The 16,395-nt window shown below is 28.4% G+C and carries 22 protein-coding genes; 2 read left to right on the top strand and 20 right to left on the bottom strand.

Annotation, left to right across the window (positions count from 1 at the left end; all coding sequences use genetic code 11):
* The first annotated feature begins 265 nt into the window (after positions 1-265).
* A complete protein-coding gene (locus tag ACTNBA_RS16690; protein ID WP_441075433.1) occupies positions 266-862 on the top strand; it encodes a GNAT family N-acetyltransferase in 597 nt (198 codons plus the stop codon).
* Positions 863-972: 110 nt separating this feature from the next.
* Here the strand turns inward: ACTNBA_RS16690 and ACTNBA_RS16685 are convergent, their stop codons facing one another.
* Both ACTNBA_RS16685 and ACTNBA_RS16680 read right to left on the bottom strand, forming a co-directional pair.
* Positions 973-1,491, bottom strand: coding sequence for a GNAT family N-acetyltransferase (locus ACTNBA_RS16685; protein WP_441075432.1), 519 nt, complete (start codon positions 1,489-1,491; stop codon positions 973-975).
* A 66-nt stretch (positions 1,492-1,557) separates the two neighbouring features.
* Complete coding sequence (locus ACTNBA_RS16680; protein ID WP_441075431.1) at positions 1,558-2,451, bottom strand: SPL family radical SAM protein; 894 nt, start codon at positions 2,449-2,451, stop codon at positions 1,558-1,560.
* A 275-nt stretch (positions 2,452-2,726) separates the two neighbouring features.
* Here ACTNBA_RS16680 and ACTNBA_RS16675 point away from each other — a divergent pair, with 275 nt between their 5' ends.
* Positions 2,727-3,974: an aminopeptidase P family protein gene (locus ACTNBA_RS16675; protein WP_441075430.1), complete on the top strand. Its 1,248-nt coding sequence runs from the start codon at positions 2,727-2,729 to the stop codon at positions 3,972-3,974.
* A 96-nt stretch (positions 3,975-4,070) separates the two neighbouring features.
* Here ACTNBA_RS16675 and ACTNBA_RS16670 read toward each other — a convergent pair whose 3' ends face one another.
* The 18 genes from ACTNBA_RS16670 to ACTNBA_RS16585 form a co-directional block, all read right to left on the bottom strand.
* Positions 4,071-4,877 carry a hypothetical protein gene (locus ACTNBA_RS16670; protein ID WP_441075429.1) on the bottom strand — a complete coding sequence of 269 codons (807 nt, stop codon included), beginning with the start codon at positions 4,875-4,877 and terminating at the stop codon, positions 4,071-4,073.
* Between the two features lie 169 nt (positions 4,878-5,046).
* Complete coding sequence (locus ACTNBA_RS16665; RefSeq protein ID WP_441075428.1) at positions 5,047-5,535, bottom strand: GNAT family N-acetyltransferase; 489 nt, start codon at positions 5,533-5,535, stop codon at positions 5,047-5,049.
* 49 nt (positions 5,536-5,584) lie between these two features.
* Entirely contained in the window at positions 5,585-6,139 is a 555-nt protein-coding gene (locus ACTNBA_RS16660) for a GNAT family N-acetyltransferase (protein ID WP_441075427.1), read from the bottom strand.
* A gap of 38 nt (positions 6,140-6,177) precedes the next feature.
* On the bottom strand, positions 6,178-6,789 hold the full coding sequence (locus ACTNBA_RS16655; protein WP_346849008.1) for a class I SAM-dependent methyltransferase: 612 nt from the start codon (positions 6,787-6,789) through the stop codon (positions 6,178-6,180).
* 34 nt (positions 6,790-6,823) lie between these two features.
* Positions 6,824-7,489, bottom strand: a complete 666-nt coding sequence (locus ACTNBA_RS16650) for a class I SAM-dependent methyltransferase (RefSeq protein ID WP_441075426.1) — start codon at positions 7,487-7,489, stop codon at positions 6,824-6,826.
* Positions 7,490-7,553: 64 nt separating this feature from the next.
* The gene (locus tag ACTNBA_RS16645) at positions 7,554-7,874 is read right to left on the bottom strand and encodes a GNAT family N-acetyltransferase (protein WP_441075455.1); all 321 of its coding nucleotides are present in this window, start codon (positions 7,872-7,874) and stop codon (positions 7,554-7,556) included.
* A 52-nt stretch (positions 7,875-7,926) separates the two neighbouring features.
* The gene (locus ACTNBA_RS16640) at positions 7,927-8,412 is read right to left on the bottom strand and encodes a GNAT family N-acetyltransferase (RefSeq protein WP_346849010.1); all 486 of its coding nucleotides are present in this window, start codon (positions 8,410-8,412) and stop codon (positions 7,927-7,929) included.
* A 94-nt stretch (positions 8,413-8,506) separates the two neighbouring features.
* Complete coding sequence (locus ACTNBA_RS16635; RefSeq protein ID WP_441075425.1) at positions 8,507-9,220, bottom strand: class I SAM-dependent methyltransferase; 714 nt, start codon at positions 9,218-9,220, stop codon at positions 8,507-8,509.
* Between the two features lie 134 nt (positions 9,221-9,354).
* Positions 9,355-9,579 carry a hypothetical protein gene (locus ACTNBA_RS16630; protein ID WP_346849012.1) on the bottom strand — a complete coding sequence of 75 codons (225 nt, stop codon included), beginning with the start codon at positions 9,577-9,579 and terminating at the stop codon, positions 9,355-9,357.
* A gap of 131 nt (positions 9,580-9,710) precedes the next feature.
* Positions 9,711-10,169, bottom strand: coding sequence for a GNAT family N-acetyltransferase (locus ACTNBA_RS16625; RefSeq protein WP_346878336.1), 459 nt, complete (start codon positions 10,167-10,169; stop codon positions 9,711-9,713).
* Positions 10,170-10,220: 51 nt separating this feature from the next.
* Complete coding sequence (locus tag ACTNBA_RS16620; protein ID WP_441075424.1) at positions 10,221-11,003, bottom strand: GNAT family N-acetyltransferase; 783 nt, start codon at positions 11,001-11,003, stop codon at positions 10,221-10,223.
* Between the two features lie 285 nt (positions 11,004-11,288).
* A complete protein-coding gene (locus ACTNBA_RS16615) occupies positions 11,289-11,576 on the bottom strand; it encodes a metal-sensing transcriptional repressor (protein WP_346867784.1) in 288 nt (95 codons plus the stop codon).
* Between the two features lie 28 nt (positions 11,577-11,604).
* A complete protein-coding gene (locus tag ACTNBA_RS16610; protein ID WP_441075423.1) occupies positions 11,605-12,930 on the bottom strand; it encodes an MATE family efflux transporter in 1,326 nt (441 codons plus the stop codon).
* 320 nt (positions 12,931-13,250) lie between these two features.
* Entirely contained in the window at positions 13,251-14,201 is a 951-nt protein-coding gene (locus ACTNBA_RS16605; protein WP_441075454.1) for a DUF2935 domain-containing protein, read from the bottom strand.
* Positions 14,202-14,336: 135 nt separating this feature from the next.
* Entirely contained in the window at positions 14,337-14,786 is a 450-nt protein-coding gene (locus tag ACTNBA_RS16600) for a helix-turn-helix domain-containing protein (RefSeq protein ID WP_441075422.1), read from the bottom strand.
* A 155-nt stretch (positions 14,787-14,941) separates the two neighbouring features.
* Positions 14,942-15,328, bottom strand: a complete 387-nt coding sequence (locus ACTNBA_RS16595; RefSeq protein ID WP_441075421.1) for a hypothetical protein — start codon at positions 15,326-15,328, stop codon at positions 14,942-14,944.
* Between the two features lie 42 nt (positions 15,329-15,370).
* The gene (locus ACTNBA_RS16590; RefSeq protein WP_441075420.1) at positions 15,371-15,874 is read right to left on the bottom strand and encodes a hypothetical protein; all 504 of its coding nucleotides are present in this window, start codon (positions 15,872-15,874) and stop codon (positions 15,371-15,373) included.
* A 13-nt stretch (positions 15,875-15,887) separates the two neighbouring features.
* Positions 15,888-16,370 (bottom strand): NUDIX hydrolase, encoded by a 483-nt coding sequence (locus ACTNBA_RS16585; protein WP_441075419.1) that lies wholly within the window; start codon positions 16,368-16,370, stop codon positions 15,888-15,890.
* Positions 16,371-16,395 lie beyond the last annotated feature (25 nt).

Below are 16,395 nucleotides of genomic sequence, written 5' to 3'. Positions count from 1 at the left end.
ATAGTATAATAAATATATAGATTATTAAATCCGATTAATGTAAACATTAAATGACAATTAATAAAATTATAAAAGCACAGTTATATGTCAAATGAATTATTCTAACAAAGAAAGGAGCTAATATAATTATGAAAAATAGGAAAGCAATTATTTTGAAACCTCCTAGATAACATGTATTCATTAATATTAAACTTCCAAGAGGTCCTCCTTATATAATTTTATAAATCTATTTAATAACTCTATTAAATTTTAGGAGGATAATACAATGAAAAAAATAGGAAAACTCATACTAAATAAAGAAAGTGAAAATCATAAAATTTTATGTATGGCTGATGGAATTTCGATTCGTAAGATGGAGGATACATCTTTTGACTATTCCTTAATATCAAAATGGTTAAGTGACCCTGAAGTTCTTTTTTACTATGAAGGTAGAGATAATGCTTTTAGCATAGATAGAATAAAAGAAAAATACTCTCCAAGGATTTTAGGTAAAGAATCTGTTACTCCATGTATCATTGAGCTTAATGAAAACCCCATTGGATATGTTCAATATTATTATAAAAGTGAAAAGAAAGACCTTGAGATTGAAAACTATGATAATCCTTATGGAATTGATTTGTTCATAGGTGAGACAGAGTATCAAAACCAAGGAATTGGCACCAAAGCCATAAAGCTTTTAACTAAATACTTATTTGAAGTAAAAAGTGTTGATGTTATTCTCATAGATCCTCAAACCTGGAATAAACGTGCCATTAAATGTTATAAAAGATGTGGATTTAAAGCTATTAAAATCCTTGAAAAAAGAGAATTGCATGAAGGTCAGTATAGAGATAATTTGATAATGCATCTAGTTAGAAGTTAGTAAAAATTTTTATAACTACTAATTTATAATAATTCTAAGAATTATTTAATATTTTAGCTAAATAAAATAAAGTGAAGTCTCAAAACAGACTTCACTTTAAGAAAATATACCTAATTTTCTTTTAAAAATCTAGCTAGTAACAATGTGTTTTTATATTCATCTTTGATTTTTATGTTTTTATTTTTTCTTCCCTCTTCAATAAATCCGAACTTTTTATAAAGTGCTATAGCAGGTGTATTTTCTTCAAAAACCTCTAATTCAATTTTCTCAACTTGATTTTCTTTGCACCACTTTATAACCTCTTCCATTAACAAAGTTCCTATTTTTAACCCACTGTATTCCCTTAAAATTGTTATACCAAAATCTGCAACATGACTTGTCCTTTTAGTGTTACCCCTCTGTAATGTGGTAGAACCTACTATTTTCTCATTTACTTCTGCTATTAAAAATAAAGATGTATTTTTAATATATTCTGCCTCGTCTTCAGCTGTTAAGTCAAATTCGTCTGGCTCTTTAGGAAAGAAACTTACCTCGCCCATTACTTGTTTCACTAACATTACAATTTCATTAGAATCTTCAACTGTTGCTTTTCTAATTATAAGTTCATTGTGATTTTTTTTCTTCATCATAATTATAACACCTTTCTATAACTTTAAATATTTTCCAATTTGCCATTTGTATTATATTTTCCAATTTCAATCAAAAATTGATAATTGAGTATAGCATCCTTGATTTAACTTTTCTTTCATTGGTTTGGAATAACTACTTGATAAACCATATTTTTCTCTCAAAGCATTTACTGTTTTATATAAATTATTTTTATATTCCTTATTTGCTCCACCAGTTTTATATAATAATAGTAGGTCATCATATATCTTTGGAAATTCTTTCTTTATGAAATCTAAAAATACTTTTCTTGTGCTACCTCTTAAATAAAGAGTTCCTGGTAGAACGTAATCCACATCACATTCTTTAGCATGAAAATATAGAGAATTTATATTTTCAAAAGTATCTGTTATATATGGAATAATAGGCATAAAATGAAGTCCAGTAGATGCATTGGTTTTACTAAATTCCTTTAACATTGCAAATCGCTTTAAAGATTCTACTCCATTTGGTTCAATTAATTTTCGTATATTTTCATCCATAGATGTAATTGTAGCTGCTATATTTACATAGGTAACTCTAGAAAGATCATCTATTAAATCATAATCTCTTAAAATTAAATCTGACTTAGTTGAAATAATGCATGGCGTTTTATACTTTATCATAAGTCTTAATATATCCGGCATTAGTTTATACTGTTCTTCTACTGGTTGATAGCTATCTGTTACCCCTCCAATATTCACAACTTCCCTTTTCCAAGAAGGACTACTCAGTTGTTTTTCCAATTGTTCAACCACATTAGTTTTTACATATATGTCTTCAAAATATTTATCTGAATCTAAATATTGATGTGAATACATAGCATAACAATATTTACAACCATGTTCACACCCTCTATATATATTTAAATCCCAAGCAAAGGGTATTTTTCTTTTTAATTTATTACACGCTACATCACAAGTAATTTCTCTAATCTTTGCCATTTATTCACCTCCAATATAACAATGATAAGGAATATAAAAACTAATTATTGCATTTATTACTTATAGGTAATATTTTACCATACATATGCATATTGGAGATATCTTTAAGAAAAAAATTATTTTTATCCATGAATAAGTTTTTATATTTTCACTTATGTAATCATTTACTATAGCCTGAAATTAGGTTAATATTATTATATAAACATCTTTTATAAAAAATTTTATGTGACTTGAACTTAACTATTATCTATTACTTAATGAAGGGGTTGTTTGAGATGAATAAAGATTTTTTCAAGAAGAATAGGCTAAAGTTATCAATGGAATTAGCTAATGGATCCATATTAATAATGTTTGCTGGAAAAGCACCGAAGAAATCAAATGACTATAATTATAAGTTCACACCAAATAGAAATTTCTATTACCTATGCGGAGTTGATGAAGAGCATATAAATCTTGTAGTTATTAAAGATAGAAATGGGAATATAGAAGAAAGACTTTATATCAGAAAATTTGATGAAAAAAGAGCTAAGTGGGTAGGTAAGAGTATTAATGTTGAGGATGCCAAAAAAATATCTGGAATAAATGATATTAGATTTATAGATGGCTTTAAAACAGATTTAAATAGTTTAATATCAACTAAGAATTTAACTCATATATATTTAGATTTAGAAAAAGATGCCTATGAAGATGATTTAACTACTAATGGTTGCTTTGCCAAAGATTTAAAGGAAAGATACTCTCAGGTATTTATACACAACGTATATCCTAAATTATCTATTCTTAGAATGTGCAAAGAAAAAGAGGAAATTAAAGAAATTAAGGCTGCTATAGAGAAAACTAAATTAGGAATAGAAGCGATGATGAAAAATGCTAAACCTAATATTATGGAATATCAACTTGAGTCCTATTTCGATTTTGCATTAAAAAACAATGGTGTGAAAGATTTTGCCTTTCCAAGTATAATTGCCAGTGGAAAAAATGGAACAATTCTTCATTATGAAGATAATAATTGTGAAATTGATGATAACTCTTTGGTTTTATGTGATGTAGGTGCAGCATGGAATTATTATCATGGAGATATAACTAGAACTTTCCCTGTTAACGGTAAGTTTACTGAAAGACAAAAACAAATATATAATATAGTATTAAATGCTGAACTTGAAACTATAAAAGCTCTTAAACCAGGTCATACTTTTCAGTCAATAAATGAGGTTACAAAAAAAGCTTTAACAGAAGGATTAATTGACCTTGGTATAATAAAGGATGAAAGTGAATTGTCTAATTATTACTATCATCAAGTAAGTCATCATTTAGGACTAGATACCCATGATGTAGAAGATTATGATGCTCCTTTTGAGGAAGGCATGGTAATTACAGTAGAACCTGGCCTATATTTATCCCAAGAAGGCATAGGAATAAGAATTGAGGATGATGTAGTTATAACTAAAAATGGATGTAAAGTCTTGTCTGATGATATTATAAAAACTGTTGAAGAAATTGAAGAATTTATGAAGAAATGTTAAAAACAAAAAATTTATTAATCATTTAAAATATAAAGGAGAGTAAGTAAGTTTGTGTAAACACAAATTTATTTCTCTCCTTTTTTAATATATAAACTTTTATTTAATAAGTGCATCTCCAAAGAGAGAATTGAAGGTTTCATTTGCTATTTTTGTAAAGTTTTCAGGTGTAGAATATTTATTTTCTAGATTAAGATTTTCCCATGTAGCAGTCCAGATTAGATATTTATCTAGGGGTAACATGCCCTTTACCTTTAGATGACAACCATCACGAACTAATAATCCATCTTTAGCTATTTTTTCAATATCAAAATATAACCTTGCACCTGTTTTATATTTCATTTTCTCATCCATAATAATTTTATTGTTTTCCTTGGATAATACAACGACTTCACTTGAAACATTCCCATTAGAAAACATAATATAATCACTATAGTCCTTTGGATCACCAAGAAGCTCACCTATAGGCTTGTCCTTGTAGTTGCTGCCTTCTTTTTTTAGTATATTCCACGACTTTAAACATCCATCGGTTTTAATTTTTTCCCAATTTTCCATTGTGGTACTATGAATAAGAACCCTAGGTTCATTTCCCCTTAAAAAAGCTTCATTATAATGATGATTCTCATATGCTTCCTTTGCTTTAATTAAGTCTTCCTCATTTACCGACAAAATCATATTTTTACAATAGCTATTTTCATATTCTATAAAATCCATAAGATTAAATTCCCATTGCTTACACTTTTTACTTACCTTTAAAGTATATACAGATGAATTTCCTCTTCCATTGGTTATTTCATAATTCTTAGAATTAGTTAAGCAAAATACAATCCAATCATCAGTATATCTTTCATCTGTAAATGGATTTATATGTTTCGGTTCAAATCCAGGTTCTGTAATGTATATCAAAAGCCTTCCTCCGTTCTTTAGATAATTGTTACCACTATTAAAACTAAATTATAATTATTCTGTTTTTAATATTTCTATTATAGCATATTTTCTAAATATTCATTATTATTTTTTATTTAATTTAATTATTAATATCTATGGCTTTAATATACTTAACATTATTCCTTTATTAAATTATATTCTCAACTTCAATAAATCCAAATTTTTTATATAGATCATAGGCAGGTTTATTGTCTATATGTACATCTATAATAATATCTTCTATATTCTTTGTATACATATCATTTACACAGGTAGCTAATAGTGTAGAAGCAACCCCTTTATTTCTATGATCTGGTGCAACATGCAGTGAATAAATATGCATCTCATTCGCACTTCCAGGTAAAGCTATTAAAATACCTATTACTTCATCCTTACATTGTGCAGTTATAATATATCGTTTTGAAAAATCCCCTAAAATATTATTCCTAAGATTTTCAATAAACTTATCTGGTTTCTTACCAGAAAGGTCAGGGTCTAAGGTTCCCTCTATAAACATTGATAGATAAGTATTTAATTTACTTTCTAACTCTGCTCCTTCTAAAACTAGCTCACTGATTTTAAATTGAAATGGTTTTTCTATTTGGTTAATTAACTTCTTTCTAAGTTGTATGCTCATTTACTTATCCTCCTATTTCTTCCAAGTACACTGTATCATTAATGCACTTCTAAGCATATTCTCCTATATATTTCTTTAAAGCTTGCTCCATTCTAATTTTCATTGATAATATATCTGATAAGAATACATCCACCAAAAGTTTACCCTCCATCTGATATTCTTGTTTGGTAACTTGTCCACAAAATTTACGATAAAACTGATTTGATGCTGCATAATGATGGTTATAGACAACAATCTTTTCCATACCCATAGACATGTAGAAATTCAATGTATAAATAATCATCATGAGAGAAATCCCCCTATTTCGCTGGTCAGGATATACCCAAAGACCATTTAACTCTATACCTTTTTCAGGTATATCAAAGGTTTCCGCAAAACTGCTAAAGGCTACTCCAAGCATCTTGTCATTTTCAAATGCTCCAATTAACAAGCGAACATCATTATTTTCTTTCCCTGTATGCATCCACTCTACCCAGAAGTCTAATTCTTGAGAAACTGAAAGGGTGTTTTCAGCCTTACCTACCAACTCTTCCGTCCAGCACAAAATCTTTAATTCTAAGGCCTGCTGCATGTCAGATTCCTTTAATTGTCTAATTTCAATCATTGATTCATCCCCCCAATTATACAACTAATCTTATTCAATTACTTTTTCACTAGTATATATTCAAGATAAACCGATGTATTTTCTCTATCATCGATATTTCTTTTTACTGATTTCTTTTCCTTATATATAACTTCAAATTTTGTAAGGGCTTGCTCAATTTCGTTATCCTTATAATGACAATAGATCACTTCATCATTATCTTCAATTTGTAAAAACTCCCCTTCACCAATTTCTTTTCCTATGCCATAAGTATCACACTCTTCACCTAAAAAATTCACATAGCATAGTCCTCCAGGTTTTAACACTCTATAAAATTCTGATAAAGCAAGTGAGAAATCTTCTTTTTTCATATGAACAGATGTATTATAAGAATACAAAAAACTAAAAAACTCATTTTCAAAAGGTATTTTTCTCATATCACCAAATATGATATTTAAATCTTTATCTTGTTCTATACAAAATGCCCTTGCTTTTTCTAGTTGATCTTCAGATATTTCAATTCCATAAGTTTCATATCCAAATTCATAAAACAAAGAAAGAGGTGGATTAGAACCACCAGCACCACAGTCTAATATAATTTTCTCAGAGGAATTGTTATTACAATATTTTAAGAAATTATATAACGGAATAGCATTTATAAGGTTATGCATATTTTATTACCACTCCTTATATTTAAAATTTATACTATTTGTTTACTAATAAAAATAATCTATTATACTGTTCATGTTGATTATAGTAAATATCCTTTTTAAGATATATATGAAAATATTTTTCCAATATACTACACCATTTTTCTGTTTCTAAATTCCACAAGTATAATCCTGTTGTTTCAAGTAATAAATCATTGCCTAAGTCTTTAATACCCCATTCTTTAATCTGTTCTTCATTCAATATTGGATTTACCTTAAATAAAATCTTACCGCCCTTATGAACTATTCTATGGATATTACTCAACACTAGTTCTGCATCTTTAGGAATCATATTATCAACAATATTTGATAATATAGCACCATCCATAATATTTTCTTCTATTTTATTCAAACACTCTAAGCCCCCTTGAATAAACTCAAAGTTATCCCTTTCAAAATATCTTGCCCTTTCCTTTGCAAGAGTTATTGCCTCTGTTGAAATATCAATTCCTACATGATGCTTGGTTCCACAAAGTGCACAATGAAACAAAAATGCCCCACTTCCACATCCATAATCTACAATGCTATTTGTTCCTCTACTTAACCACTTTAAAGCTTCATTTAAATCTTCTTGTCCCAAATCTGCATTTTCATATTTATTTGGTATTACTGCTTTAAATATATTGTCCCAAAATATTTTTGTGCTATTATAATTCTCCATTGATATTTCCCCCTTCCTTCAATAGAATTCTTCACTACTGGACTTAGCTTACTACAAGTTATAATTATAATCTTGGATTAGTCATTTCATATGATGGATGATACAGTCCTGTTGGTTCATAGAAATTATCCCCTATATAATGAAAACCTAAGCATACTAAAAGTTTTTTAGATCCAACATTATGTGGGTGATGTCCTGCAAAAAGCTTGTCTGCATTTAATTTAGAAAAACAATAATTGATTACTGCTTTTGCTGCTTCATGGGCATAACCTTGACCCCAGTATCTTTTACGAAGATGAAAACCAATTTCATATGAGTGTTGTTTAGATTTAAATGGGCGTACACCACAGCAGCCAATCAATTCTCCTGTTGTTATTTCAAATATAGGCCAATATTGAACATGAAACTCCTTACCATTACAAATTTCAATAGTCTATTTATTCTATTTTCATCTCAAATAATGCAAATGCTCCACCATTATCTAATAAGAATTTATCAACTATCTCAAATCCTAGACTCTTATAAAGATTACATAATTTCTTATTAGTCCATCCTGTATCTAATCTTAAGTATTTAATATTTCTTTTTTTACATTCTTCTATTGCAAATTTAACCATTTTGCCTGGTAGACCCAGTCCTGCATACTCTCTTCTCACGCACAGTTTATGTATATATCCAGCTTCATTTTCCTTTGAATTTGGCCAAAAGAAAGTATCACTCCATTGCAATATCATACAACATGCATTAGCTCCTGAAACTTTTCCCACACAAAAATCTTCTTCCATAACATTTACCATTAATTTTTCTTTTGTAAGGTGTTCATCCTTCCATACATTTAATCCAACAGAGCGTCCCCAAGAAGCGACTTCTTTCATAATATTAATTACATTATCAACTTCTCCGGTAGATACGATAAAATTCATATTTCTCCCCCTCAAATTTGTAATCTGACACACCATAAATTGTCATCAACTTAATTTAAAATTTTCACTATATAAATATAAAGATATTTACATTTTATTTTTTCTTCAATAATGTTGTCCACATAAAAGATTTTCCAAATACATTGTCATTCTCTATCTCTTTCATCTCTCTAAATTCAAGTATATTGAAGTGTGGTTTTAAAATTGTTTTTAGCTTATACTCAGAAAATCCAAGTCCACCATGCATTGAATAATCTCTATACACATCATAATCAGATATATTTGCACCTCCGTTTAAATTAAAACAGTTCATGGAAAAATATCCATCTGGCTTTAAAAGTTTTAAAACAGCACTTAGGTATTGATTTCTCCTATGAGGTTTTATATGATGAAAACATCCTGAATCATAGATAAAATCAAAACTCTCTGGTTCACATTTAAAGTCAAATATTGATTGGCATAAAAAATTCACTTCTATAGATTGTTCTTTCGCCAATTGTTTTCCCCATTCAATAGATGTTTTTGAAAAATCAATTCCATAAACTTCAAACCCTTTGTGTGCAAGATATAATGAATTTCTACCATTTCCACATCCTATATCAAGTGCTTTTCCTTGTTTTAATAAATCTAACTCAAAATATGAAGCAAGGTTTTCATCAGGAATATTTTTAAAGAATGGAATTGCTTTTTCCTTATCAGAATAAAAATTGCTCCACCACTCATTATCCCGTTTCTCTACTAAATTATCTAACATATCAAGTATGTCATTTTCACTTTTAATAATCTCTGAATTGATTTTTTCTATCACACATATTCCCCCCTATACATTTATAACGGATATCAATCATTAATTTTCAAAGAAAAATATATCTCCCATTATCATCTCTCAATTGTAATTTTATCCCAATGCCCCAAGGATTTAGACATAGTTAAATGTATATATCATCTATTTGGATTTTCATTAGGAAAACAACAAATTACTGTATCGAGATACTCAATACCACAAAAATATTCACATATTGAAGTATTTTTCACTGCACATTTATGTGTATTAGAACCTTCTTTTTCATTCCAAGGACAACGACTTTGCTTCCAATCAACCTTGTCATTACTTGTTAAATCTATGTCCATATTTGCACCTAAAAGTTTTTTTATTTTTTCTTTCATAATCTTTACTCCTATTTGCCTAAATCAAAACTTAGTTAATATCTTCAAAGCTTCATTGACCATTATTAAAACATTATTAGTAATGTTTTAGAAGTTCATATTAAATCATCTTTGATATACAACTTTATAGTTTAACAAATTAACTTTTCATAAAAGAACAGAAATCCATCTTCTGATTGTCCAGTTTTTTTATAACCAGCTTTTTCATATAAATATTGATTTCTTACACTATAATAAGGAGTTCCCAATATCCATCTTTTTATCTGCGGATGCATTTCTTCCATTAGACTCATAGTCTTAAATCCAAAACCTTTATTATGATATTTCGGATGAATACATAGATCTTCCAATTCATAAAACTCTTGTTCTACTCCGTGTAGCCAAAAGAATCCAATTATATCATTATCAAGGATAATCTTATAGCATAAATAGTTTTTAATAAGTCTTCGTGTTTCTTCTTCTGAATCATATCCTGGAGGACCACCATCCCTTCCTGGTCCAAATCTACTTGTTTCATCATTATATGCAAATTTCTTAATTTCAGTTATAACTTTAGAATCTGTTAATTCTGCCTTTACAATGTTAATCATATTCATATTTCCTCCCCAACTATCTACTTTAATTCATGTTATAATCTATAACTATCTTATAAATAATATAGATGTCTTAATACCGCATATTGAGAATCCACATTTTTTATACATATCCTTTGCTGTATCGAAATTGTCTGTTATTAAGTATGCTATATCAGCTCCTGCATTAAGAGATTCTTCTAGCAATTTATGCAACATAGAAGTACCATATCCTTGTTTTTGAAATTCCTCAATAATATCAAAATCCTCAATCTTTGCAATGCCATCTTTTATGAAAAGCTCACATTTACCTATAGGTTCCTTTCCCTTGTAGCAAACATAAAGGTTCAAATCAGGATTTTCCTTATATACCTCCATCTTTCTTTTGCTTCTTTTTATAGCAAACTCTTCTCCCATAGCTGCCTTATTGGCCTGTACATCAGCTTTGTATCCATCATCAAGTATTTCAAGAGTATCTGCTTTTAAAGCTATGCAATCATCTTTTACTTTTAATTTCTTAAAATCTTTTGGCTCTATAGCCATAAAACAGTATTCTGTAATCTCAGGCTCTTGAATCAAGTTTTTTAACTCATCCCATTTCACACTATAATCCATCATGATATGTAAATGTTCATTATTTGACTTTTGCATTTCACCAAGCTTATTTTCAATAAAGCTTCTTAGTTCCCCCATCTCCATTGACTCTTTAAGAAAAGTGAAATTATGCATGTACATATCAAGTAGTGTTTTGTCTGTGAAAATGATTGATTTCTTCAGTTCAGCATAATCTGAAAAACATTTTATATATTTCAATTCAGTTTCCAAAATTTTTTCATATAATTCTGCCTTCATAATATAAATCTCCTTAACATATCTATTTTTGAATAATTACTATATATTTAAATTAATTACAAATAATTCTTTAAGAAAATTATAACATATAATTTTAATGAAAGTCCCAAAATATATCACATTCTTCTAATTTCTACTATTCCGTTTCCAACATCAACTATTTACATTTCAATGTTTGAATTGTAATATAGCTTGGTTATTAAATGAAAAAATATCACACATTCCTTTTAGAACATGTGATATTTAAACTAATTATAATTAGTATTATTAAAAATATTTTAGGATTTACTTAATAAATTTACCTATTGCATCATTTAAATCTGTGAGAACTTTTTTATCTCCTGTTTCTACAGCATCAACAACACAATTTTCAATATGATCTTGTAAAATTATTTTACCAATATTATTAATTGCAGATTTCACTGCTGAAACCTGTACTAATACTTCACTGCAATCTCGCCCCTCCTCAACCATCTTTTTCACTGCCTCTAAATGTCCTATAGCTCTTGATAATCTATTTATTACAGCTTTAGTATTTTTATGTGTATGGTTATGTCCATGTTCATCACTCATAAATTTATCTCCTTTTGTTATATTTTAATTATATGTTGATTTTCTGCCACTTTCCACTTAAGAAACGTTTTAATAAAATTATACCTCTAATTGTAATATCTAAAGCATACCCAAGCCATACTCCCAATAATCCAAATCCAAATGTTACTCCTAGTAAATATCCAATTATTACTCTTCCACACCAAATTCCTATTAGTGTTGCATACATTGGAAATTTTGTATCTCCAGCACCTTGCAACGCACTGGTAAATACTTGAGTAATTGCTGCAAATGGCTGAAATAACGCAATCAACCTTAATACTTTTACAACCATTTCTTGTATTTCTTCTGTATTTGTAAATATTCTTGCAAATTGTGGAGCAAATATAAAAAATATAATTCCAATAATAATCATAAAAATAGTTGCGATGAAATCCGATAAAAAAACAATATTTTTAGCTTTATTAGTATTGTCTTCACCAAGACTTATACCAACAAGAGTAGCTGTAGCAACCCCCAAACCCATTGCAGGTATATATGAATAGCTTTCAATATTGCCTGCTATATTATGGGCTACATATGCTGATATACCAATAGAAATAATCATGCTATTGTATACTAATTGACCTAATCTCATAACTAATTTTTCAATTCCAGCTGGTATTCCAATTCTCATGATGGATTTAATTATATCTTTTTTAATCTTTATATTTGTCAAATCAAGCTTAATAACACTACCATTTACTAGCTTTAATGTAAGAATCAAAACATTTATCATACGTGAAATAGTTGTAGCTAAACCTAACCCCAGAATCCCCAATCCTAATTTTATAAAAATGTAATTTAAAAATATATTTAACACATTAGCAATCCCTGTTGCTATCATTGGTGTACTAGTATCTTTAGTTGCTCTTAAACAGCTTGATAGAATAAGTGATAAGCAAAGAAATACTGATGGTACTGCAACAACCATATAATATGGTACTGTATAACTTAATATTTCATTTGAAGCACCTGAAATCATTAATATCGGTTTATAAAATATTAAATTGACTGCTCCAACCAATATTCCTATTATAATACCTAATATATTGGATTGTTTTATGGTGGCATTGGCTTCCTCAAAATCACATCTCCCAACATTTCTTGAAATAATTGCGTTAGTTCCTATACTTATAGCAGTATAAAAAGCAATGAACACATTAACAATTAAATTAGTTACACTAATTGCTGCAATTGCACTATCATTAATCTGTCCTGCAAAGTAGGTATCTACCGTTCCCAGTAGTGTTTGAAGAATATTTTCTACTATTACAGGAATTGATAATAAAAATATAGTAATAATATTATCTTTATTTTTCTTTGCCCAATTCATTCTATCCCTCCTTATATTATCCCCCCATAGGGGATAATATAAGGGTATCATTTATTAAAATACACTTCAAGGATTTTTGTAAAATTATCCATTTAACTTCTATAATACCAAACTTAAAATATTTTCTTTGACTTTATTAACGCATATGATAAATTAATCGCCTATATTCAATACCATTTTGCATGGTTATTATATGTAAATTATACCATATAAATTATAGGTAGCTTATTTACAAGTTAATTATTGAAAAATAAAAATACCGTAAAATTCATCACTAAATTTCACAGTATTTTAGAAACCCATTTATTCTTATATCAGTTTTATCTATATGAAGAATATGTTTTTGTTTTGTAATTATTTAGCAATCTTAGATAATGATTTGCTTCTCTTAGAACATGATCTCCTAAGAGTGGTAAAATTATGGACTTAATCTTACAATTTAATAATCCTTCTGTTCCTTTCATCTTGAAATCTCTAATATCTTTAGTGGCCTCTCTACTCTCCTCAGTCACAGTGGATATATGTGCTAATGAAATTGTATTATCGTGCATAGTAAGTGCTTCTTCTGTCAATCTATCAAATTGCTTACCAAACTTGTTAGCAACATTAAATAATTCCTCTTCTGTTGGATCTAAAAAGCCTCTAATAAATTTAGAATGCTCAGCCATAATTCTGTTCCAGAAAGCTTCCTGATCAACCATTTCCTTATTAATGTCCATCTCAACTCTTTCCTGTAACCTTCCTAACATTCTAAGATAGAACATTGCTTCTCTTAAAATATGATCCACTAAAAGAGGATAAGAACCTGTAAACATCTTGCACTTTAATACATTTACTTTTATTTTATTTTTTAACTTAGCTGTTTCATTTACTACAGGAATAATCTCTTTATTTAAATAAAATACTTCTTCTGATAAACCATCTAGAGTTTTACTATTTTGATAATCTCCTAAAGATAATTCCATTTCAGTTGTATTTGTATTGATATTAATTCCAGTGTAAAATTCTGTAGCTCTTTCTGCTTCTAGTGTATAGTTTGTAATTATTTCTCCTGTATTACCAATGTTTGGATCGATAATTCCATTAGATAATTTTATAGTCTTTCTAAGCAATCCATCTAGTTGTTCCTTTAACATATCTGCATAATGAAGGTAATTTTGAGATCTAGGCATTAATGATGCACCAACAAAAACTAGATGCTCCTTCATTATTCTTAAAAAGAATAGATTTAATTCTAGCGATTGTTTAATAAACTTCTCCTTAGATAACATATTTTCTCCCTTTAAATAATACTTCATTAACAATATATGCTTATACCTATATACTGACAAAGCAATTTAATTAATTTTTATTACAAAATATACCAATACATCTTGTTAATATTAAAATTACTACAAATTACGCTCTTATTGGTTGTTTTTCTTTTTTGCTATTTTATACTTTTGGTAAAGAATATCTTTTAAAACTAAAACAGTATCTACGTCGTCAAACCCAAACTCAATTTTAAAAGCATCATATAACTCAGATATTTTCTCACTATAAGTATATATCCCTTTTATCCCTTGATATGAAGCCAAAATTGGATACTTTTTACTCCACGCTCCTGTCCAGTCAATTTTATCAACTATCATTTCAATTCCAGTAACATCACCACTAATATGGCTTCCACTAATAAGATAATCATAACTTACATTATAAAGTTGACTTAGTAATTTTGCTTTAATAAGTTCAGGAACCGTTTGGTCGGTCTCCCATTTACTTACCGTTTGTCGAGATACACCTAATTTCTCTGCAACATCCTCCTGAGATAAACCTTCCTTTTTACGTAAATATAATAATTTTTCGCCTAATGACATAACTATCACCAGCCTTTCCGAAAATCCAAGTTAACTTGTAGCTATAGTATACTAAACACTAAACACCTTTTCTATCAAGTTAAAATGGAAATTTGTCAACTAAACTTAACATTCTAACTCTCTCGTATTTCCTTATCACCCCTAAAATATTTAATTTAATCGTAATTATTTATCATGCTCTCTTCATTAATGGCAGTATCTCCACTTACCTTTTCATCAGATTCCCCTTTAGACTTCATTAATTCATTAATGTATAAAGAATCTGCTATTGTTAAGCATTTCACCCTTGCCAATAATTCCTTTGATGCAGATTTTGCTGGAATACTCTTTATACACTTAGGTGGATTTTTACCATCACTAACATAAACTTTTATAATACCACCTTCAAGTATGTACTCTATTTTCCTTTTACCTGATGTTTTTATTTCAGTATTACTAGCTTTTGATTCTTCCAATAATTTTAAAAATTCTCCTTTTGAATTTTGCCTTTTATTTCTTTCTTCATAATTTTTTATATAATAATTATTTAAAGTAACTTTCATTATGAATACTCTCCTTAAATTTATAACTTAATTGAAATACTATTAATCTATATTAACTTGTCCATAATGTTCACCAGCACATTTTATAATAGCAGAACTTTCACTAATCCATTCAATTGTATATTGTCCACTTGAAAAATTATTAAGCCCCTCTATCCTATTCCAGTTTACACTTCGCTTAAATAACCAATACTTTTTTTCATATATAGTACTATAACCATCTAATAGTGATGATTTTTCAACAACTATTATAGTATTTGATCTATTAGGAGCCTGAAAATATAACTCCTTTTTAGAAAGGAACAATAACTGAGAAGTTATAACTAAAAATGAGATCGCTATAAACACCATATATCCAATCACTTTACTAGATTGTGTTTCTTTAATTATATATAAAATAACAAGATATAACCCCAATATAATTAAAGCTGTATTAGTATAATTTCCAATTAGTGATAGATTGAAAGCTAATTTTATAGCTATCAATAAAATTATCATTAATATATAAGTTATAAAAATTATATTAAATAAACAGATTTTTTTCATCTAAATATTACCCCTATATCTTTCTACTAACTTGCAAGTCAAATTCTGGCTTTGTAACATATGCTAGATATTGAACATTACCATCAAAATCTAAATATGCTTGAAAACGTTGACGAATTGATGGTGATGTAATCATATCAAGAACTTTATACTTCTTTACCCAACATGATTCTGAATTCTCATCTGAAATACATAAGTCACCATCTACAAATGTACAAATAAAATCCATCATCACCTTTGTAGGTACTGTCTTAACTCCATTATATCCTTCATGCGTGGCTGTATTTGAAGAAATAGCAAAAAGTTTTTTTACTGTAACATTAATCCCACTTTCCTCTTTTATTTCTCTTACAACTGCATCAATAACGTTTTCTCCGACTTCAACTTGACCACCAGGAAAAACCCAGCCCCCATGATGAGTTTTGACTAATAAAATCTCTTCTTTATCATTTTCAACTACTCCTGCTCCTGTAACAATATGTGTTGGCATAATCATAAATATCACTCCTTAGTCAATTACT

The sequence above is a fragment of the Clostridium sulfidigenes genome (genome assembly GCF_052067195.1).
GTDB lineage: Bacteria > Bacillota > Clostridia > Clostridiales > Clostridiaceae > Clostridium_J > Clostridium_J sulfidigenes.
Note: the sequence above shows the minus strand (reverse complement) of the source record. Positions and strands in the feature narration are given on the sequence as shown.